Origin of the sequence: Argonema galeatum A003/A1, from assembly GCF_023333595.1 — a bacterium.
GTDB classification, from domain to species: Bacteria; Cyanobacteriota; Cyanobacteriia; order Cyanobacteriales; family Aerosakkonemataceae; genus Argonema; species Argonema galeatum.
In genome coordinates this window covers 65272-83582 of record NZ_JAIQZM010000001.1, presented here as the reverse complement: position 1 = coordinate 83582, position 18311 = coordinate 65272, and the positions used below count along the sequence as shown (strand labels likewise).

Genomic DNA, 18311 nt, shown 5'->3' with positions numbered 1-18311 from the left:
GATGATATACGATGCAATGATGGAGTATGGAGGATGAAATGGTCGTTACACTACAACTGCGTCAAATTGACGTTCAACCAGGGCAATACTTGACATTGCGCGAGATTAGTTGGGCAGAGTTTGAAGCAATTTTAAACGAAATTGGAGAACATCGCGCTGCACGAATTGCTTACTATCAAGGGGTGTTGGAAATTCGGATGCCGTTACCAGAACATGAAGTTAACAAAGAACTAATCGGCGACATGGTTAAATTGCTACTTGATGAGTTAGAAATGGACTGGGAGCCTTACGGATCGACAACATTTAAACGTGCGGAAATGTCAGCAGGTATAGAACCGGATACCTGTTTCTATATTCAAAATGCTCGCCGAATGATTGGAAAGCGACGGCTTAATTTATCAGTAGACCCACCACCAGATTTAGCAATTGAAATAGACGTAACTTCAAAAACGCAGATTTCCGCTTATGTGGCGTTAGGTGTGCCGGAACTTTGGTGTTATGGAAATGGCAAATTGCAAATATTCCTATTACATGAAAGCGAGTATGTGCAGGTAGAAAGTAGCCTCACATTTGGTAATTTCCCTGTTATTGAGGGAATTGTGCAATTTTTGAAATTGAGCGAAACAGAGGGAGCTAGTGCAGCACGACGAGCATTTCGGCAATGGGTGCGTGAAGCTTTACTCAAATCTTAAAACTATTACTTAAACGGGAGAAGCAATGAAAGCAATTAAAGTTATGGCTATCATCAATGAACAAGGGCAAATTACTTTAGATCGCCCCCTAATGACAGAGAAAAACAGTCGCGTTGAACTAATTGTCCTCATCCCAGAAGCAGGAGAAATAAATGAAGATGATAAAACTAAAGAAGAAATTATAGCAGATTTCCGTCAAGCTTGGCATGAAGCAATGACCGGACAAACCATTCCTGTTGCCCAACTTTGGGAAGGACTTGAGGATGTCTGAGCAACCGTTAATTCAAGTTGAAGCTGCGCCAACCTTCAACCGAAATTTACGCACCCTTGCCAAGAAATATCGCAGTATTCGTGATGATATACAACCCCTAATCGAACAACTTGAACGGGGAGAATTGCCGGGAGATCGAATATCTGGGATTGCGGATGAAGTCTTTAAGCTGAGAATCAGAAATAGCGACATTAAAAAAGGTAAAAGCGGTGGCTACCGTCTAATTTATTATGTCAAAACTGCAAAAGGGATCGTTCTATTGACTGTTTATACCAAATCTGAACAAGCAGATATTGCAGCGGATGAAATTAGGGACATTATTTCAGAGTATAAACAACGTGCAGTTGAAGATGAATAAGATGGATATATTTAATTGAGATTTTGGCATATTCATTCATCCAAGTCTACCTGATTAACCACATCCAAAGGTATCTCTAACGCCTCTGCAATTTGCTCGTCGCTTAAGCCAAAATTCCGTAATTTATCAATTGTTTCAATCTTAGTTTGATTCTTACTTTGCTGCTGAAAATTAGGAGTTTCAGGCTCACTTTTTTCTGAGATAGCAGTGGAGGGAGTATCGCAACTGTTGATAGAACCTATACCTATAATGTTTTTATGGCGAGTGTTTTTAGTCCCAAAAGTTACACCCACATTTATTTGCCGTTCTAATACAGATTCTAGATTACTTTTCTTTACTTGTTCGCCAAAGACATCAGATAACATTTGCAAAAGTTCGTGACTGACTTTTTTAACGTGCTGGGCGCTATAACCATAAGTTTCTGAAACATCAGCATACTTTTGACCCTTCAGTATTCCCGCGATAATCCTCCGTTGCAAGTCATTTAGATGCTTGTCTGTCTTGGTGAAGACAGCTTCATCAACAAATTGCAATATCTGAGGAACGTCCATAGGTGGGTAGATGAGACAGCTATGGTTACTATACCCAACTTTTTCCCACTTTTTGCAACTTTTTTTTACTGAAAATCCCAATTATTTATCCTGATTTGAGAAAGATCCAACTTTTTCCAACTTTTTTGGCTTTGCGGGTGTTGTGCGGCAGAGCTAGCATGATGGAAAGCTCTGCCGTACATAGCACCATCTGTTATACCCTTGGTGGGTGTTATGCCGCAACTGTGGCAGGGTTCATTTACTTCCGGATAAAGGGTACGCAATATGGAATACCTTTACAAGTCTGTAAGGAGCAAGTGTTATGGGTACTAAATTCAAGAGAAGAATTCTCTCAATTGATGGTGGTGGTATCCGGGGTATTATCCCTGCGATCGTTCTCAACTACATTGAAGAGCACACAGGAAAACGAATAGCAACAATGTTTGATTTAATTGCAGGCACTTCAACAGGAGGAATTTTAGCACTGGGTTTAACTAGAAAGAACTCAGACTCTAGCATCAATAAGGAGCCAGAGTACACAGCTGTCGAACTTGTAAATTTCTATCGCCAATATGGAGAAAAAATTTTTACTGAGAAGTGGCCAACGCCTATAGATGATTTGCTACAACCCAAGATAGACCCACAAGGTAGGCAAGAAGTTTTAACGGCGCTTCTAGGTGAAGCTAAGGTTGAAGACGCAATAAAAGAAATTTTGATCACGAGCTATGATATCGAACTGAGAATACCAGTTTTTTTTACAAGCAATCGGGATGCAGAGGACATCGAAAGTAGTGATTGCCGCAAAATATGTACGGGATTTAAAATGGTTGAGGCAGCAATGGCAACTTCTGCTGCACCGACATTCTTTCCCCCCTACCAACTCGAAACAGCACATCGTACTCCAGAGGGATATTACGCTTTGATAGACGGCGGAATTTTTGCAAATAATCCTTCCTCACTTGCAATGATGGAGGCGATGATTTCTTACAAGAGAAATACTGATAAAGAACTAGAACGTACTGATACTCTTGTTGTTTCTTTGGGTACTGGCTCACTAACTAGACAATATAAGTATAAAGATGTGAAAAATTGGGGACAACTCAAATGGGGACTTCCCTTACTTAACGTTGTCCTAGATGGTCAAAGCGAAGCTGTTGCTTATCAGCTTAGTAAGCTAATGGTGACTAGAGGAGAGAACAGAAACTACTACCGTTTTCAACTTCCATTGAGTAGCGATCATAATCACGATCAGATGGATAATGCAAGTCCTAGTAATATCGAGTACCTAGAGGAGCGAGGTAAAAAACTGACTGAGCATCTTCAGGAAACTTTGGATGAGTTGTGTGAGATTTTGAAGGAGGATTACTGACATATATTCTGGTTAAGCTTCTACTAACAACGGTGATAATGCGTAAGTCCCGATTAAGTAAACATTGGTAGCCTTCCCATTGAGCGATCGCAGGATAAATCGAAAAGGTCTACCTATACCACTACCTAATGACCAATTTAGGTGCAGAGAAAGGAGAATGCGATCGCTGGCTATCTATCACTTTGCACGGTTAGCCAAGCGCGATGTTGTCAGCATTCTGTTAAAATGAAGACGACTGAAAGAGGCAATTCTTATGGCTATTCGTGACATCACGATCGCCAAATTGCAGCAACTTTCCGAACCACTTTTGCAGGAAGTAGTGGGCAGCGCCCACCTCTACCGCTATTTGCCAATGACTATAGCTTGTCCATTAATAGCTGTAGGTAGAGCCCCTAAAACCTTTGGTATCAGAGGCGTCAGATCCGCCAAGCGGTTAGATGATGCCTGCAAAACAATCACCGCTATGTCAAATTCTGGTAAATTCTGCTGAAATGATAGGTTGCGGTCAACTGTGATGAAAATATCAAATTCTGCCGCCGCCAAAGCAAGAAGCTGTCCATTTTTTGTGCCTGCCCATCCCATCTGTGAAACTGTTTTCACCTCGTAACCCACAAACTCTTTGGCAAGTTTGCGATCGCGTAGCGTGCCGTAGGCAATCGATGCACTCATCTAGAAGAAGCTTCATCCTATGCCACCATGCTGATAAGTTGTTTTCCAACCTCTTCCAATAATGCGATAACTTGATCCTTAGTTACCGTCGGAAATCCATCGATAAAATCATCAATTGACTCTCCCGCCTTCAAATAGTCAAAGAGTGTCTGCACCGGAACTCTTGTGTTAGAAAAAACCGGAGTGCCACCCATAATTTCAGGAGATGTGCTAATAACAGGGGAGTTTTTAAGCATGGTCTTTCATCTTTCTAGTCTAGTATCTATAGTTTATCAAACTCTGCAAAACTTAGTGTGCTAGAGGCGATCGCTTTTCGCAGCAATTACTAATGATAGAGGAAAGTCAGTTCGTCGTGCTGCAAAGATTAAGCAAGCTTTGATCTCTTCAAGTTCTAAATCAGGAAAATCTTCTAGGATCTCAGCAACACTGACATTTTCAGCCAGCATTTCTAAAATGTCACTGACTCGAATTCTCATCCCCCGAATACAGGGGCGACCACCACACTGACCAGGTGTTTGGGTAATGCGAGTCAACAAGTTAGTCATTGAATTCATCTTGTGTTTGCCTGTAAGGTTACAGTCGGTGATTTTATTATACTGAGTTACTCGAAAATTGCGATCGCTTTTCGCCGCAAGTACCAAGGAGATCTGTTTGCAGAGATAGCGATATGCCTCCGGCACGCTACGCGATCGCCCTTCGATCGCAATTCTCCCCTGCTTTATTCGTGAGAAGGGTTAGCCAACCGCAATGTGATCACCCTTCTGTTAAAATAAAGACGACTGAAAGAGGCAATTATTATGAGTATTCGTGAGATTGCGATCGCCAAATTGCAGCTACTTCCAGAATCAGCTTTGCCAGAAGTTAGCGACTTCATCGACTTTGTGATGCACAAGCATCAATCTAAAATAGCTGATAGGAAAAACCAAGACGATATGGCTAAAGCATGGGCAAAATGGTTTGAGGAAGTCGATCGCTTGGAAGTAAGGACTACTGAGCCAGCCAACGAATATCAGCAACTCCTACTCAACAAGTATCGGCAGCAAGGTCTAACCCTATGATTCTCTGTGATGCAGGTGTCTTACTTTGTCTAGTCGATCGCACTCAGCCCCAGCATAATGCCTATAGAAGTGCAGTTATGCGATTAGCAAAACCTCTCGTTACAACCTGGTCATGCTTGACAGAAGCCATGTATCTTGCTCTCCATCGTGGCAGTTGGGCAATGCAAAAACAGTTGGGTCAGCTTCTTTTGGATAAACATCTGACAATCTACGAAATTCAAGAAAGTGATTATATCCGTTTATTTAAGCTAATGGAGCAATATCGCGATCGACCAATGGATTTGGCGGATGCAACCCTGGTTCTGACTGCTGAAAAAACGGGGTATCGTCGAATTCTTACTCTCGATTCTGATTTTTTATTTTATCGTATTGGCGATCGGGATACATTTGACATAATACAAGTTCCGTGATTCGTAGCCGTCGCTTTTAAATAATTCAGGATAAATCGAAAAGTCGAATTTAGCGATCGTAATGGACGTACATACGAGTCTATGGGCCTACGCCCGTCAACAAGCCAGTCATTGAGTTCATCTTGTGTTTGCCTGTCAGGTTACAGTCCCAGATTTGATTATACTGAGTTACTCGTAAATTGCGATCGCTTTTCGCCGCAAATACCAAGGAGAGATGCTTGCAGAGGTAGCGATATGCCTCCGGCACGCTACGCGATCGCATTTAATTCGCGTGATAGACTTAAGACTAGATTGCTAGCTAATCGGTGAAGTCACCATGAACCCACAGTTCACTCAGGTTTTTGAGCTAACCCTCTCGGAAAAATTGCAACTTGTCGAAGACTTATGGGACAGCATTGCCGAGCTTCCCGATCAAATCCCTGTACTTGACTGGCAAAAAGAAGAACTTGCCAGGAGGAAAGCAACCTATTTGCAAAATCTAGACTCAGGCAGTTCTTATGAGGTAGTTAAAGAACGAATTCATAGCAAACATTATGTTTTTGACCCTACATGAGTGAAACCGTTTACATCGAAACTAGCATAATCGGGTATCTGACTATCAGACCGAACAATAATTTAATTCTGATGGCTAACTCAGAAGCTACGTGAGAATGGTGGGATACTCGCCGCCATCAGTTCGAGCTTTACATTTCTGAAGTGGTTTTGGATGAGGTAGCAAGAGGTGATGCAGAGATAGCCAACAGGCGACTTGAAATTTTGCAGGACTTTCCACTGCTCACTGTTAATGAATCCGTGCAAAATTTAGCAGCGCAATTTCTTGCCAAGAGCAATCTTCCACCTAAAGCTGCCGATGATGCGCTCCACATTGCTGTGGCTACGGTTTACAGTTTGGACTATCTGTTAACATGGAACTGTAGGCATATTGCCAATGCTCAGATTCAAAAAAAACTGTTGCAAATCAGTAATGATGCTGGATACGAACTACCAACTATTTGTACGCCCTACGAGCTAATGGGAGAGTAAAAATGTGGAAGGATGAAGTGCTTGAAGAGATTTACAGAATTAGGGAAGAACACGCTAAGTCTTTCAACTACGATTTACAGGCAATTTGCGATGATTTGCGGAAGAAAGAAGCTGAAAGTGGAAGGCAACTCATTTCAAAACCTCTCAAACAGCGCCGTCAGCAACCAAATCAATCGATGTCTCCAACTAGCTAAAAGTTATCTGCTAGGTGTTTTTAGGATTATTGAATATGATTCTGATATTCCAAGATTAACAACCTGCTATCCCCTGTAGTATCTGGAGGTGATATGAAATGACGACTAATACAATTAAGTTGCTTGATGTAGTAGCTATGACAGTCGATCTTCCTGAATATAACCTATGGCGTGGTCAAGTTGGCACTGTAGTTGATATTTTAGCTGGTGGGGCAGCGTTTGAAGTAGAATTCAGCGATCGTAATGGACGTACATACGAGTCTATGGGCCTACGCCCAGAGCAAATTATGGTATTGCATTTTGAGCCAGCATCCCCTGACAAAATACCTGAAATAGCTATGGTATAAAGAAGCATTCCTAACCATGCACTAGGATTGCAAGTGGAAGGCAACTCATTTCAAAAAGAGGCTAAGCGGGAATGGTGGGATATGACCTCTGTGCTACGTTATCAACATTTTCGCTAGCCCTTCCACTTTTTCCTCTATATCCAATCCACCTTCACCTAAACTGTCAGCGGAAGAATTTCGATCGATAAACTCATCTAACAATTCAAAAAATCGATCAAGTGCTTTACTTTCATCCTCCGAATAAAAAAGAATAATGTTAGCCCAAGATTGGCTAGTCTGCACATTGAATTTTTTTCGTATCCATTCAGGAAACTCCATAAAATCGCGGTCTTGTTTTGTTGGTTCTTCTCCTAACTCATATTTAGCAATGCTGTAACCCGATAAAAAAGCCTGAAGGCAAATAATTGAATGTCGTCCCAAGTACATTGAAGGAGCTTTTTTAATTTTCTCGATTAGTGTATATAAATCGTGCATTTTCTACCTCAATATTTATCAAAAAATTGTCAACTTTGTTGCTCAAAATTCCTCTTCTATAATCTTAAAACTTCCCATACCCAGTTCCAGAGTAGGAGATGTTAAATTTTGTAGCCATTCCTGCCGAGTCACGCCACTACCATCTATATTATCAAAAATAATTTCCTTTTCGTCAATTGTAATTGATATCCCGACATGGTAGCCATTAGTAGCAATTTGCTGCTGGCGTCGTAAATCATAAATCACTGACCAAGGTAGGTCTTGCCTTCCTAAATCGAGTTTTATTTGCTTACCCTGTATGTTGCTAGCTATCAAGAATTCTTTGATAGCCTGACTACATTCAACACATTGAAAAACTCCATATTGGCTGGCAATATTAGCAATTTCTTGGCTAATTTCATCTAAACTACTCGGCTCTAAACTCAAAGTGGTAAGTTTACCTTTTACGCTTAAGTAAAAGTATATCTCAAAATAATTGCCTTGCGTAATTCAGAATAAATAGAAAAGGCTGCCTCTACCACTACCTAACGACCCATATAGGTGCAGAGAAAAGGGGAAAGTACCAAGGAGAGATGATTGCAGAGATAGCGATCGCCCCCTCATCAAAATTCGCCCCTGCTTTATTCGTGAGATATGATAGAGACGACTTCTAGAAAGTTTTCTATGAGCATCAGTCTCACTTCTGACCAAGAACGTTTTATTCAAACCAAGCTGCAAGCTGGGAAATACCGATCGGCCCAAGAAATCCTGGAAATTGCCTTGCGATTGCTGGATGAATACGATCGGGCCGATACCGCATGGGTTGAGGATGTGCGAGAAAAAATTGACGCCGCCATCTCAACTTCAGACCAAACACCACCCATTGACGGCGAAACTTTTGTCAGTCAAGTTCTAGAACGTTTCGGTGCAAGCGCGTCAGACACAAAAATGAGCCGCTACGTTATCAACATTCTCGCTAGCGGAAATCGAGGGCGCTTAGAAATCTGATTATTCTGCCAGAAGCAGAACAGGATGTTGCGGAGGCTTATGTTTGGTATGAAGAACAGGAACTTATCAAAAAGGAGAAATCATGAGTACGGATACTGCTTTATGGAAAGCCGTTCTTAATATGCCAGATGATCTCAAGAAAGAACTTTTGCATTATGCAGAATATTTGCTTGAAAAGTATCCAAATGCTAAAGAAAATACCAAAGAAGCCGAAGAAATTTCTGAAAAACCTCGTTTAGCGGGTTCAATGAAAGGAACTTTTGTTTTGCCTCTGCCGGATGATTTTGATGAACCACTGGAAGATTTTGAGGAATATATGTAATGAATTCTATTTTGTTGGATACCCATGTTTTTATTTGGTTAGCAGAGGATGATTCAAATTTACCTATTTCTATCCGAGATGTAATCGAAAATAGAGATAACGTTTTTGTCAGTATTGCAAGTTTTTGGAAATATCTATCAAGATTAAGATAGGTAAACTTTCTTTGCTATCTGACTTTAATGACATGGAATCTAGCTTTGAATCTACAAGATTTAAGCTATTGCCAATTTCGTTAAAAGATACAATACAGCTTTGTAATCTCCCCTTGTATCATAAAGATCCTTTGGATCGCATTCTGGTAGCACAGGCAATGAATAATTCTCTGGTTTTAATTAGCCGTGATGTTGCTTTTGATACTTATCCAATTCAGCGAGTGTGGTTATGAATAAGGCGTAGCTACGGTTTAGAATTTGGACTATCTGTTAACATGGAACTGTAGGCATATTGCTAATGCAAGTATAAGACCATATAGAATTCGGCCCAACTTTGAGAACCATATCTTCGGGAGTAAACATTTCCCAATATGGTAAACCAGAATCATCTTCAATTTCTGGCATAAGTATCAATTCATATCCATTAGAGAAACCCATATTAAAACCTAACTCTGGAGTAGGGACAAACCAACTAATATGAATGTTTTCGATCGCTTTAATTTGTTGTCTAATATTTTCCGCATCTTCCTCAGACGTAGCGATCGTTTCCCCTCCCGATTTAAGTTTCCAAGTTGTTCCTCGCGTGCCTAATATCCACTCACCTTTTTCTTTACCAGCCATAGATTTTTGTGAGTAAGGAATTCTATCTCCAATATGAAGGCTCAATTCATCTCCATAACTTAGGTTGGCTTTCCAGCAGATTTGTAAGAAAACTCTCATTGTAATCTCTGCTATTTCCCTTATATCTGTTAATTTGGTTACTTTCCGAACTAAGTTGGTAGTCATAATTTCGATCGCCAATAACTAATTTAAGCCTAAAAATTCACGCGCTTTTAGCTGTAATTCTTGGTAGGTGAAATCACCACGTTCATTTTTTGTTCCACCGTTGCCTACGGCTTTTTCTTCTTCTAAGAAATCTCCAAAATCTCTTCTTTCTGATTCAGTCATATTGAATTCGCTGGCAACTGCTTCCACTTGTTGAATGTCTTTTTTCTTACCCACTTTAGTTTGCTATATTTACCCTTTTAGTAAGGTGGGCATTGCCCACCCTACCAATATTAGCCCAATTGCTTCAATCTCTCGCGCAATATTTCCGTTTGTTTCTCCGCTTCCGCCAAAGCATCTTTAGCACCTTGCACCACTTCCGGCGCAGCTTTATCCACAAAATTAGGATTGCTTAAACGCCCAGAAACAGATTTAATTTCCCCTTCCACTTTGGTTAATTTTTTCTGCAATTTGGCGCTTAAAGCTACCACATCTATGATACCAGCTAGCGGAATTAAAGCTTGCACAGTACCGACAACACCCGCGATATTTTGGCCAATTTCTCCATCCAAACTAGGAGTAATTGTGAGGTTTTCCACCTTGGCTAAGGTTTGAATATAACTCTCGCCAGATCTCAGTATTTGCCGTTCTTTTTCGCTTTCACTTTGCAAGATTGCGGTTACTTTCGCACCCGGTTTAATATCCACTTCAGCGCGGAGATTTCGCAAAGTGCGAATTGTGTTAATTAGCAGAGCGAAATCTTGTTCCAAATCAGGATTAATTAGCGTTACATCTGCTTTTGGAAAAGCTTGCAAAGCTAATGATTTATCCTCACCAGATTGAGTGAGAGTATGCCAAATTTCCTCAGTAATATGGGGCATGAAAGGATGCAGTAATTTCAGGATTCCTTCCAACACAAAAGCGATAGTTTGTTGGGCAACCTTTTTAGAATTAGCATCAGCATCTTTTTGCAGACGAGACTTCACTAATTCAATGTACCAATCACAGAAATCACCCCAGAAGAAATCGTACAGTCCTTTAGCAGCTTCTCCCAAACCGTAATTATCGATATAATCGCAGGTTTGCTGCACTGTTTGATAATAGCGCGAGAGAATCCAGCGATCGGATAATTCTAGAACCCCCCCTAAATCCCCCCCGTCCACAGGGGGGACTTTGATTTCGTCCACCCCCCCGTCCACAGGGGGGACTTTGATTTCGTCCACCCCCCCGTCCACAGGGGGGACTTTGATTTTGTCCACCCCCCCGTCCACTGGGGGGACTTTGATTTTGTCCACCCCCCCGTCCACAGGGGGGACTTTGATTTCATCCTCCCCCCCGTCCACAGGGGGGACTTTGATTTTGTCCACACCGAATTCTTCTCCTACTCCCTCCCCGTCCACGGGGAGGGTTGGGGTGGGGTTCCCCAAATCCTGCGGCGTTTGTCCATCCAAATTCATCATTGCAAACCGCGAAGCATTCCACAGTTTGTTAGTGAAATTGCGAGACGTTTCTACCGAAGGCGACTCATCCTTTTCGCGAATATAATCAAAGCGGATATCTTGACCAGCACCAGCGACTTGCTTGACCAGAGTATAACGCAAAGCGTCAGTACCATATTTGTCAATCATCAACAAAGGGTCAATGCCATTCCCCTTAGTTTTAGACATTTTTTCGCCGTTTTCATCCAACACCAAACCGTGAATGTAAACGTCTTTGAACGGCATTTGATCTGTAAAATATCCTGCCATCATCGTCATTCTAGCAACCCAGAAAAAGATGATGTCAAAACCAGTAACTAAAGTAGAAGTTGGATAGTAAAATTCTACTTCGCGAGTTTTTTCCGGCCAACCCAAAGTAGAAAAAGGCCACAAACCAGAAGAAAACCAAGTATCAAGAACATCTGGATCTTGTACTAACTTGACATTTTGGCCAAATTGTGAAACAGCTTTTTCTTTTGCTTCCACCTCAGTCCGCGCCACCACAAACGGCGTACTATCAGTAATTTCCCCATGAGTTTCACTGATAGCATACCAAGCCGGGATTTGATGACCCCACCACAACTGACGAGAGATACACCAATCCTTTAACTTTACCAACCAATCGCGATAGACCTTTGTCCAGCGTTGAGGTACAAATTCCGGTGAGTTTTGCTCATCCAAGAATTGTAACGCTCGATCGGCCAATGGCCGAATTTTGACAAACCATTGAGTAGAGAGAAGAGGTTCGATCGCAACTTTACCGCGATCGCTATAAGGTACAGTATGCTTATAATCCTCAATCTTCACCAAAAATCCATCATTTTCAAGCCGTTCCACCACATTTTTGCGGGCGACAAAACGGTCTTGACCTTGGAAAGACCCTGCATTTTCATTCAGAGTGCCGTCCTTATTCATAATATTGATAAACGGCAAGTTGTGACGATTTCCCATCTCAAAGTCATTCGGGTCGTGCGCTGGCGTCACCTTCACACAACCAGTACCGAAACTGGGATCGACCAACTCATCAGCAACGATCGGAATTTCCCGATTCATAATTGGGAGCATTACCGTTTTGCCAATTAAATCTTTGTAACGGTTATCATTAGGATTAACCGCCACACCCGTATCACCCAACATCGTTTCTGGCCGAGTTGTTGCTACCTCCAAATAACCCGAATTATCAGTAAGAGGATAACGGAAATGCCACAAATTTCCATTAACTTCCCGATCCTCAACCTCCAAATCCGAGACAGCCGACTGAGTAGCGGGACACCAATTCACCAAATAATTGCCGCGATAAATCAACCCTTCATCGTAGAGTCGAACAAAAGCCTCCGCGACCGCAAGAGATAAGCCCTCATCCATTGTGAAGCGTTCCCGCGACCAATCAACAGAAATACCCAAACGACGCATTTGGTTAACAATTGCGCCACCAGAATTATTTTTCCACTGCTTTGCGCGATCGAGAAACTTCTCGCGACCCAAATCATCGCGAGTTTTGCCTTCTTTTTCCAGTTCCCTTTCCAGCATCACGTGGACAGCGATACTAGCATGATCCGTTCCTGGTACCCAGAGAGTATTGCGTCCCTTCATCCGGTGGTAGCGGACGACAATATCCATGATCGTTTGTCCCAAAGCGTGACCCATGTGCAAACTACCAGTCACATTGGGTGGCGGAATCGCCATGCTGTAGGGGTCGCCGCCTGCATTCGGGTCTGCTTTAAAGATTTGTTTTTCTTCCCAGAACTTTTGCCATTTGGCTTCGGTAGTAAAGGGATCGTATTGAGGAGGAAGGTTTGCAGTCATTAGTTAAAGGATAGGCTGTTGCTATTAAAATTTTGACATAGGGATGGAGAGGGAAGAGGAATGAACCGCAGAGACGCAGAGGAAGCAGAGACAAGAGAGTTGGGAGAGGAGATGAGTCAGCTGACTTATGCTGTGATTGGGGCGGCGATTGAGGTGCATCGGGTTTTGGGGCCAGGATTTTTGGAGTCGGTTTATCAGGAAGCGTTAGAAGTAGAATTTCGGATGCGTGGGATACCTTGTCAGCCTCAGAAGCCGGTAGCAGTGACTTACAAAGGTAATCAGGTAGGCAAGGGAATATTAGATTTTCTCGTTAGTGATGTCCTAATTGTGGAATTGAAAGCTGTCGAAAAACTAGCTCCCATCCACGAAGCCCAAGTTATGTCTTATCTGAAAATGACCAACCATCGCCTCGCCCTTCTCATCAACTTCAACGTCCCCGTCCTCAAAGATGGGGTCAAACGCATCATTCTCTCTTCTTAATCTTCTCTCTGCGCTCTCTGCGTCTCTGCGGTTCGTTAAAAAAATCTTACCCTTTAGGGATTGGCGAAATAGGCTTTACTTCCGCATTGAGAGTCACAAAATATAATTCTATATTCAAATCAGGATAGCGATCGCGTATTTCCCAATAAGCCCGACTTAGGTATTCCGTATGCACCTCCTGCTCTCTTTCAGGATTTTCACTCAGTTCCGGGTCAATCTTATCTGCATAAATCGCACAATCTTGATGATCGAGGATAATTACTTTTTGGATATGGTGCAAGCGATAAGATAATTCTAATTGATCCCAAAAGGCTTGTGCATCGGCTTGATGAGGAATTCCACTTAAGGCTAAGGAAGCACCTGCAAGGGCTACTAAATCATATTTATTGCTGAGATTTTTCAGGGACAAAAAGTACCGTTCTGCTTCGATAAAGCGAAAATCTATGCAACTGAGTACAAAAGTGGTGGCAGTTTTTTCGGCTAATGCTGGTTGAGGGGCTGATAGAATAGCTAGAGATAGCGCCCCTGGGATGATTCCGAGAAAGTGGCGGCGCTTGATACCTCTGCAAGTTGGACAATTGGGACTGTGGTTCATAGGATACCGGGTTTGGGTAGGCGGGTAAAACAGATGGCGTATCACTACTGATACCAGAAAACCCGGTTTTTTGATGTAGTTATGGGGTAAACCCTCATTTTCTGGCCTTGACTGCTATATATTAGAGGCGGAGGTTAAATTTAAATGTTTGCTGTCGTTACACCAGAGAAAATCCATTTGCCCGCAGGTGCAATTGTACGGCTACCTGGCAATTGGCAAGACTATCAGAAACTCGTCGAGCAATTGGGCGATCGATCTATCCCCCGCATCAAATATCGACCAGGAGAAATTCTGTTAATGTCCCCTTTACCCGCTCATGGACGTGAAGCTCACATCATCGCGATGGTAGTTATCGTTCTCCTCGATTACTTAGAAAGAGACTATGAGGCATTTACTCCGATTACAATGGATTTGCCAGAAATAAGGGGCATTGAACCAGATTACTGTTTTTATATCAATAACTGGGCGGCAGTTGCAGGCAAAGATCGCATTAATTGGGGTGTCGATCCATCTCCCGATCTAGTAATAGAAATAGATGTTACTAGCTACACGGATGTAAATGATTATTTGCCCTATCGAGTACCAGAAGTTTGGATATACAAACGGAAAAGACTTGTAATTTATAGCTATCGGGAAGAAGGCTATGAAGTTGTGCATAACAGCCGCTATTTTCCGACAATGAATATTTCGGAGATGCTGATAGAGTGTTTTCAAATTGCTGGCGATCGCAATACTAGCACAGCTATTCGCGAGTTGCGGCGAAAACTGGAGAGTGAGAAATAATCTGCTACCAACTAACTCGGTAAAGGACTTTCTCCATTTTGGAATTTTTCAAATAGCTTGAAGAAGTTATCGAAGGCATCTCTTTCATCGGCAGAATAGAAAAGAATGATGCTATCCCATCCGTGAGATGAAGTAATATTATATCTTTTCTGTATCCAATCTTGAAATCCGTTAAATTCTCTTTCTTGTTCGGTTCTAGGTAAGCCCAGTTCCATTCGAGCCATACCATATCCATCCAACAGCATACGCAGACGGGTAATAGAACAGTTACCTAAATACATACCCGGTCTTTGCTTAATTCTTGCTAGCAGATCGTAGAGATATTCAGTTTTGACAGCTACAATTTGTTGAGCAACTTCTGGCATAAAAATTTTTATCTCCTAAAAATACTCTTCTGTTACCTGGAACTGCTGACCAAATAATATTTTACTATGAAACTGCAAATTTACCAGCCATTCATTTTTAGGTATTCCTTCAGGATGATGGTTATCAAAAACAGTTTCTATACCGTCGATCGCAATTGTAATTCCTTCATGGCGACCATTAACTGAAATAGCATCTCCAGGGACACTATCATCATAAATACGGCTGTCCCAACTTGCTCCATCACCAGTGTATAGTTTGATGCGCTTCCCATGAATACCTTGAGAGCTTAAGTAATTCTCGATCGCACTAGCGCATTCTACACATTTAAGGTTTTCATAAGTGAGAGTTATCGCGCTCAATTCCAAAAGTTGCTCGGCATTAATCTGAGTAATATTTACCTCCTTTTTAGAGGACACACATTTAGAATTTGCGGATAGATCAATTACGCTTTTTCAGCGTGATTTATATTAACCTTGTTTGGTAAAGGACTTTCTCCATTTTGGAATTTTTCAAACAGCTTGAAGAAGTTATCTAAAGCATCTCTTTCATCAGCTGAATAAAATAGAATAATTTCATTCCAACTGTGAGATGAGGTAATATTATATCTTTTCTGTATCCAATCTTGAAAATTGTTAAATTCTCGTTCTTGATCTGTTCGAGGCAAGCCTAGATCTTCTCTTGCACCCATGTATCCATCTAAAAACGATCGCAGACGGGTAATGGAACTTCTACCTAAGAAAATACCAGGGCGTTTTTTAATTTCTTGTAGCATCTCATAGAGATATTCAGATTTAACCTCTGCTATTCTCTGAAGAACTTCTGTCATAACACTTTCCTTTAAAATTCTTTTTCTGTTACTTTAAATTGCTGGCCATAATGTAGTTTACCATAAAATAATAGATTATTCATCCATTCATCTCTGGGAACTCCATTAGGGTGATGGTTATCAAAAACTATTTCTACTGCGTCGATCAAAATTATAATTCCTTGATGGCAACCATTTAAGGAAATAGGCTCTCCTGGGATGCTATCATCATAAATGTAGCTACTTCGACCTATGGCTGTTCCGGTGTAAAGTTTGATATGCTTACCGTGAATACCCTGAGATAGCAAGTAATCTTTGAGTGCTAGAGCGCATTCAACACATTTAAGGTTTTCATAATTACTAGCGATCGCACTCAATTCCCCAAGTTGCTCTCCATTAATCTGAGTAATATTTATCTCCTTTTGAGAGCGAACACATTTATAATTTACCCATTGACAAATTAACCGAAATCTGTATATTTGAACTAAATCAGGTGATGCCTAAAGCTTGCATAATCGCACTTTCCACACCACTCCTTAACTATCGCACTTCCTTCAAAAAATCTGCGATCTCTCCCATCAGCCACTCGTTTTCCTGCTGAGTCAAAAATAAGCCAAAACGATGTTTGCGTCTCCTCTCCTGAAGCACACAAAACGTAAAGGGTTTTTTACTGAATGGCAACCTTATATTGCACAGGTTTCCCTGTAAAATATCCTGTGTGCTTCCCCGAATTTTACCTTGTAGTCGGAAATTAGACTGATCGATCTCTAACTTGGTACAAAATAGCCCTCCGAATAGGAAAGTACCAGATCTACGCACCCCAATCCGCAGCAAAATGAACAACCCAATCGACCCAAATAAAGTTAAGAATATCACAAGAAACAGGGTGTTGATATCTTTAAGTGGTTCGGGGAAGATTTCCTTGAATATCCAGAACAGCACTAACAAAAAAAATCCGTATCCAACTAAGGGAATGCTCCCGAAAAGTAGGCTATGATTGTTGCGTAACCAAACAGACGGAATCTCTACCACAAGTTTATTTTCAATTTTTGTCAAGGTGATAGGAGTATCCTTCGGTTTTTGGGGTTTTGTCGATCGCAATGTGCTAATCAACAGTTCACCCCGCAACACAGCTAATGCTTGCTTTGCCGATGAAAATCGGTCTTCTATTACTGGAGAGAGCATCTTTTCCAACCAGTCTGCAAACTCAGAAGAAACTCTGACATGGGAGCGGAAATTAATCTTTAGTTTGCGCTGTGGTAAATCGGCAGGGGATTTTCCAGTCAACAAAAAAAGTATTGTTGTTCCTAAACCATACAAATCTGTCGATAATACTGCTTGTCCCCGAAACTGTTCGGGCGCCATGTAACCATAAGTTCCTACTACCGTACTACCCCCAGTAACGGTGTTGTGATAAGTGTCCTGCACTGCCCCAAAATCTACTAGGAATAGATCCCCCCAACCCCCCTTAACAAGGGGGGCAAGAATATCTTGATCTTTATCCCCCTTGCGAATTGATACATCCGTGGCACGAATAGACCTTTCCAACGGGGCAAGAATATCTTGATCTTTATCCCCCTTGCGAAGGGGGGCAATTTGACTCTGTTTACCCCCCTTGTTAAGGGGGGCAAGGGGGGATCGCAAAATAATGTTTTGCGGTTTGATATCGCGGTGAATCACAGGAGGTGTGAGACTGTGCAAATAAACCAGGATTTCTAAGATTTGAATCGCTAAAGATTTCACCTCGGCTTCATCAGGCTTCCACCCACTCTCGACTAGCGCCGCAAGGGTCTTCCCTGGTGCCAGTTGTTGGACAATGTAGAAACTGCGATCTTCGACAGTATCCATTTGGAAATAGTCTAGATAACGCGGGATACCAGGATGATTAAGCTCAGAGAGAATCCGGGCTTCTCGTTCAAATAGTTCTAAAACCTTCCAATCTGCCATCCGGCGCAGTGACAAAGCTTTCAGTGCCACTTGTTGAGAGTTTTGCAAGTCTTGGGCTTGATAGGTGATGCCGACTCCACCTTGTCCCAATGTATCTAGAATCCGATAGCGTTGAGCAATAATTTCTCCGGGCTGGTGTAGCAGTTCCATATTTTCCTTTGTGCAGTTAATCTCAGGGTATTAGTATTGCGCGCCGTGACTTTTAAGCAGTTCTGCCATTTCCTTGCTGTTATACCGTATCGCCCATTGCAATGGGGTCTTGCCATCTTTGTCTATGGCATTGACATCTGCACCTTTAGCAATCAGCAGTTCTGCCACTTCCTTGCTGTTACGCCGTGCCGCCCAGTGCAATGGGGTCTTGCCATCTTTGTCTTTGGCATTGACATCTGCACCTTTAGCAATCAGCAGTTCTGCCACTTCCTTGCTGTTA

General features: G+C 41.9%; 31 protein-coding genes and 2 pseudogenes. 16 read left to right on the top strand and 17 right to left on the bottom strand.

Annotation, left to right across the window (positions count from 1 at the left end; all coding sequences use genetic code 11):
* Window positions 1–38: 38 nt before the first annotated feature.
* From LAY41_RS00435 to LAY41_RS00425, 3 genes are read left to right on the top strand one after another with little or no spacing between them, the layout of a single operon-like run.
* Window positions 39–692, top strand: a complete 654-nt coding sequence (locus tag LAY41_RS00435; protein WP_249092926.1) for a Uma2 family endonuclease — start codon at window positions 39–41, stop codon at window positions 690–692.
* Window positions 693–717: 25 nt separating this feature from the next.
* On the top strand, window positions 718–963 hold the full coding sequence (locus LAY41_RS00430) for a type II toxin-antitoxin system RelN family antitoxin (protein ID WP_249092924.1): 246 nt from the start codon (window positions 718–720) through the stop codon (window positions 961–963).
* Window positions 956–1321 carry a type II toxin-antitoxin system RelE family toxin gene (locus tag LAY41_RS00425; protein ID WP_249092922.1) on the top strand — a complete coding sequence of 122 codons (366 nt, stop codon included), beginning with the start codon at window positions 956–958 and terminating at the stop codon, window positions 1319–1321. Before LAY41_RS00430 ends, LAY41_RS00425 begins: the two co-directional genes overlap by 8 nt.
* A gap of 32 nt (window positions 1322–1353) precedes the next feature.
* Here the strand turns inward: LAY41_RS00425 and LAY41_RS00420 are convergent, their stop codons facing one another.
* Window positions 1354–1872, bottom strand: a complete 519-nt coding sequence (locus LAY41_RS00420; RefSeq protein WP_249092919.1) for a helix-turn-helix domain-containing protein — start codon at window positions 1870–1872, stop codon at window positions 1354–1356.
* Window positions 1873–2173: 301 nt separating this feature from the next.
* Between LAY41_RS00420 and LAY41_RS00415 the strand changes: the two genes are divergently transcribed.
* Window positions 2174–3220 carry a patatin-like phospholipase family protein gene (locus tag LAY41_RS00415; RefSeq protein WP_249092917.1) on the top strand — a complete coding sequence of 349 codons (1047 nt, stop codon included), beginning with the start codon at window positions 2174–2176 and terminating at the stop codon, window positions 3218–3220.
* A gap of 342 nt (window positions 3221–3562) precedes the next feature.
* Here the strand turns inward: LAY41_RS00415 and LAY41_RS00410 are convergent, their stop codons facing one another.
* The 3 genes from LAY41_RS00410 to LAY41_RS00400 are packed head-to-tail and all read right to left on the bottom strand — an operon-like array spanning window position 3563 to window position 4443.
* Window positions 3563–3889, bottom strand: coding sequence for a hypothetical protein (locus LAY41_RS00410; RefSeq protein ID WP_249092915.1), 327 nt, complete (start codon window positions 3887–3889; stop codon window positions 3563–3565).
* A 17-nt stretch (window positions 3890–3906) separates the two neighbouring features.
* Entirely contained in the window at window positions 3907–4125 is a 219-nt protein-coding gene (locus LAY41_RS00405; protein ID WP_249064398.1) for a DUF433 domain-containing protein, read from the bottom strand.
* A gap of 60 nt (window positions 4126–4185) precedes the next feature.
* A complete protein-coding gene (locus LAY41_RS00400) occupies window positions 4186–4443 on the bottom strand; it encodes a DUF433 domain-containing protein (RefSeq protein WP_249094010.1) in 258 nt (85 codons plus the stop codon).
* Window positions 4444–4446: 3 nt separating this feature from the next.
* Here LAY41_RS00400 and LAY41_RS00395 point away from each other — a divergent pair, with 3 nt between their 5' ends.
* From LAY41_RS00395 to LAY41_RS00385, 3 genes are all read left to right on the top strand, one after another.
* The gene (locus tag LAY41_RS00395) at window positions 4447–4617 is read left to right on the top strand and encodes a hypothetical protein (protein ID WP_249094066.1); all 171 of its coding nucleotides are present in this window, start codon (window positions 4447–4449) and stop codon (window positions 4615–4617) included.
* A gap of 69 nt (window positions 4618–4686) precedes the next feature.
* On the top strand, window positions 4687–4947 hold the full coding sequence (locus LAY41_RS00390) for a DUF2281 domain-containing protein (protein ID WP_249092913.1): 261 nt from the start codon (window positions 4687–4689) through the stop codon (window positions 4945–4947).
* A complete protein-coding gene (locus LAY41_RS00385; RefSeq protein WP_249092912.1) occupies window positions 4944–5357 on the top strand; it encodes a type II toxin-antitoxin system VapC family toxin in 414 nt (137 codons plus the stop codon). Before LAY41_RS00390 ends, LAY41_RS00385 begins: the two co-directional genes overlap by 4 nt.
* 79 nt (window positions 5358–5436) lie before the next feature.
* On the opposite strand, the gene LAY41_RS00380 is transcribed toward LAY41_RS00385, so the two are convergent.
* The gene (locus LAY41_RS00380; RefSeq protein WP_249092909.1) at window positions 5437–5619 is read right to left on the bottom strand and encodes a hypothetical protein; all 183 of its coding nucleotides are present in this window, start codon (window positions 5617–5619) and stop codon (window positions 5437–5439) included.
* Window positions 5620–5673: 54 nt separating this feature from the next.
* On the opposite strand from LAY41_RS00380, the gene LAY41_RS00375 reads away from it, so the two are divergent.
* From LAY41_RS00375 to LAY41_RS00360, 4 genes and pseudogenes are all read left to right on the top strand, one after another.
* Window positions 5674–5910: an addiction module protein gene (locus tag LAY41_RS00375; protein WP_249092906.1), complete on the top strand. Its 237-nt coding sequence runs from the start codon at window positions 5674–5676 to the stop codon at window positions 5908–5910.
* Window positions 5907–6380, top strand: a pseudogene (locus LAY41_RS00370) (type II toxin-antitoxin system VapC family toxin). Before LAY41_RS00375 ends, LAY41_RS00370 begins: the two are co-directional and overlap by 4 nt.
* Before the next feature lie 2 nt (window positions 6381–6382).
* A complete protein-coding gene (locus LAY41_RS00365) occupies window positions 6383–6574 on the top strand; it encodes a hypothetical protein (RefSeq protein WP_249064401.1) in 192 nt (63 codons plus the stop codon).
* A 98-nt stretch (window positions 6575–6672) separates the two neighbouring features.
* The gene (locus tag LAY41_RS00360; protein ID WP_249092905.1) at window positions 6673–6921 is read left to right on the top strand and encodes a DUF4926 domain-containing protein; all 249 of its coding nucleotides are present in this window, start codon (window positions 6673–6675) and stop codon (window positions 6919–6921) included.
* 93 nt (window positions 6922–7014) lie between these two features.
* On the opposite strand, the gene LAY41_RS00355 is transcribed toward LAY41_RS00360, so the two are convergent.
* Window positions 7015–7395, bottom strand: a complete 381-nt coding sequence (locus LAY41_RS00355; protein WP_249092903.1) for a hypothetical protein — start codon at window positions 7393–7395, stop codon at window positions 7015–7017.
* A gap of 42 nt (window positions 7396–7437) precedes the next feature.
* Window positions 7438–7821 (bottom strand): papain fold toxin domain-containing protein, encoded by a 384-nt coding sequence (locus LAY41_RS00350; protein ID WP_249092902.1) that lies wholly within the window; start codon window positions 7819–7821, stop codon window positions 7438–7440.
* A 237-nt stretch (window positions 7822–8058) separates the two neighbouring features.
* Here LAY41_RS00350 and LAY41_RS00345 point away from each other — a divergent pair, with 237 nt between their 5' ends.
* The 3 genes and pseudogenes from LAY41_RS00345 to LAY41_RS32705 all read left to right on the top strand — a co-directional run bounded on the left by LAY41_RS00345 (window position 8059) and on the right by LAY41_RS32705 (window position 9089).
* Complete coding sequence (locus tag LAY41_RS00345) at window positions 8059–8382, top strand: ribbon-helix-helix domain-containing protein (protein WP_249092900.1); 324 nt, start codon at window positions 8059–8061, stop codon at window positions 8380–8382.
* A gap of 82 nt (window positions 8383–8464) precedes the next feature.
* The gene (gene vapB / locus LAY41_RS00340) at window positions 8465–8704 is read left to right on the top strand and encodes a type II toxin-antitoxin system VapB family antitoxin (RefSeq protein WP_249092898.1); all 240 of its coding nucleotides are present in this window, start codon (window positions 8465–8467) and stop codon (window positions 8702–8704) included.
* A pseudogene (locus LAY41_RS32705) lies at window positions 8704–9089 on the top strand (type II toxin-antitoxin system VapC family toxin). The gene vapB and the pseudogene LAY41_RS32705 overlap by 1 nt, the downstream one beginning before the upstream one ends.
* Before the next feature lie 37 nt (window positions 9090–9126).
* On the opposite strand, the gene LAY41_RS00335 reads toward LAY41_RS32705, so the two are convergent.
* The 3 genes from LAY41_RS00335 to LAY41_RS00325 are packed head-to-tail and all read right to left on the bottom strand — an operon-like array spanning window position 9127 to window position 12905.
* On the bottom strand, window positions 9127–9642 hold the full coding sequence (locus tag LAY41_RS00335) for a hypothetical protein (RefSeq protein WP_249092896.1): 516 nt from the start codon (window positions 9640–9642) through the stop codon (window positions 9127–9129).
* 18 nt (window positions 9643–9660) lie between these two features.
* Window positions 9661–9858, bottom strand: coding sequence for a hypothetical protein (locus tag LAY41_RS00330; protein ID WP_249092894.1), 198 nt, complete (start codon window positions 9856–9858; stop codon window positions 9661–9663).
* Window positions 9859–9914: 56 nt separating this feature from the next.
* Window positions 9915–12905 (bottom strand): valine--tRNA ligase, encoded by a 2991-nt coding sequence (locus LAY41_RS00325; protein WP_249092892.1) that lies wholly within the window; start codon window positions 12903–12905, stop codon window positions 9915–9917.
* A gap of 60 nt (window positions 12906–12965) precedes the next feature.
* Between LAY41_RS00325 and LAY41_RS00320 the strand changes: the two genes are divergently transcribed.
* A complete protein-coding gene (locus LAY41_RS00320) occupies window positions 12966–13385 on the top strand; it encodes a GxxExxY protein (protein ID WP_249092890.1) in 420 nt (139 codons plus the stop codon).
* A gap of 46 nt (window positions 13386–13431) precedes the next feature.
* On the opposite strand, the gene LAY41_RS00315 is transcribed toward LAY41_RS00320, so the two are convergent.
* Window positions 13432–13980, bottom strand: coding sequence for a carbonic anhydrase (locus tag LAY41_RS00315; RefSeq protein ID WP_249092888.1), 549 nt, complete (start codon window positions 13978–13980; stop codon window positions 13432–13434).
* A gap of 144 nt (window positions 13981–14124) precedes the next feature.
* On the opposite strand from LAY41_RS00315, the gene LAY41_RS00310 reads away from it, so the two are divergent.
* Window positions 14125–14763, top strand: coding sequence for a Uma2 family endonuclease (locus LAY41_RS00310; RefSeq protein WP_249092885.1), 639 nt, complete (start codon window positions 14125–14127; stop codon window positions 14761–14763).
* 11 nt (window positions 14764–14774) lie between these two features.
* Here LAY41_RS00310 and LAY41_RS00305 read toward each other — a convergent pair whose 3' ends face one another.
* The 6 genes from LAY41_RS00305 to LAY41_RS00280 form a co-directional block, all read right to left on the bottom strand.
* The gene (locus LAY41_RS00305; RefSeq protein ID WP_249092884.1) at window positions 14775–15128 is read right to left on the bottom strand and encodes a hypothetical protein; all 354 of its coding nucleotides are present in this window, start codon (window positions 15126–15128) and stop codon (window positions 14775–14777) included.
* A gap of 15 nt (window positions 15129–15143) precedes the next feature.
* Window positions 15144–15545, bottom strand: coding sequence for a papain fold toxin domain-containing protein (locus LAY41_RS00300; RefSeq protein ID WP_249092883.1), 402 nt, complete (start codon window positions 15543–15545; stop codon window positions 15144–15146).
* 26 nt (window positions 15546–15571) lie between these two features.
* Entirely contained in the window at window positions 15572–15955 is a 384-nt protein-coding gene (locus LAY41_RS00295; protein WP_249092882.1) for a hypothetical protein, read from the bottom strand.
* 11 nt (window positions 15956–15966) lie between these two features.
* Entirely contained in the window at window positions 15967–16311 is a 345-nt protein-coding gene (locus LAY41_RS00290) for a papain fold toxin domain-containing protein (RefSeq protein ID WP_249092881.1), read from the bottom strand.
* 163 nt (window positions 16312–16474) lie between these two features.
* The gene (locus LAY41_RS00285; protein ID WP_249092880.1) at window positions 16475–18031 is read right to left on the bottom strand and encodes a serine/threonine protein kinase; all 1557 of its coding nucleotides are present in this window, start codon (window positions 18029–18031) and stop codon (window positions 16475–16477) included.
* Between the two features lie 30 nt (window positions 18032–18061).
* Window positions 18062–18311: ankyrin repeat domain-containing protein (locus LAY41_RS00280; protein ID WP_249092879.1), on the bottom strand; the 250-nt coding region annotated here is incomplete at its 5' end.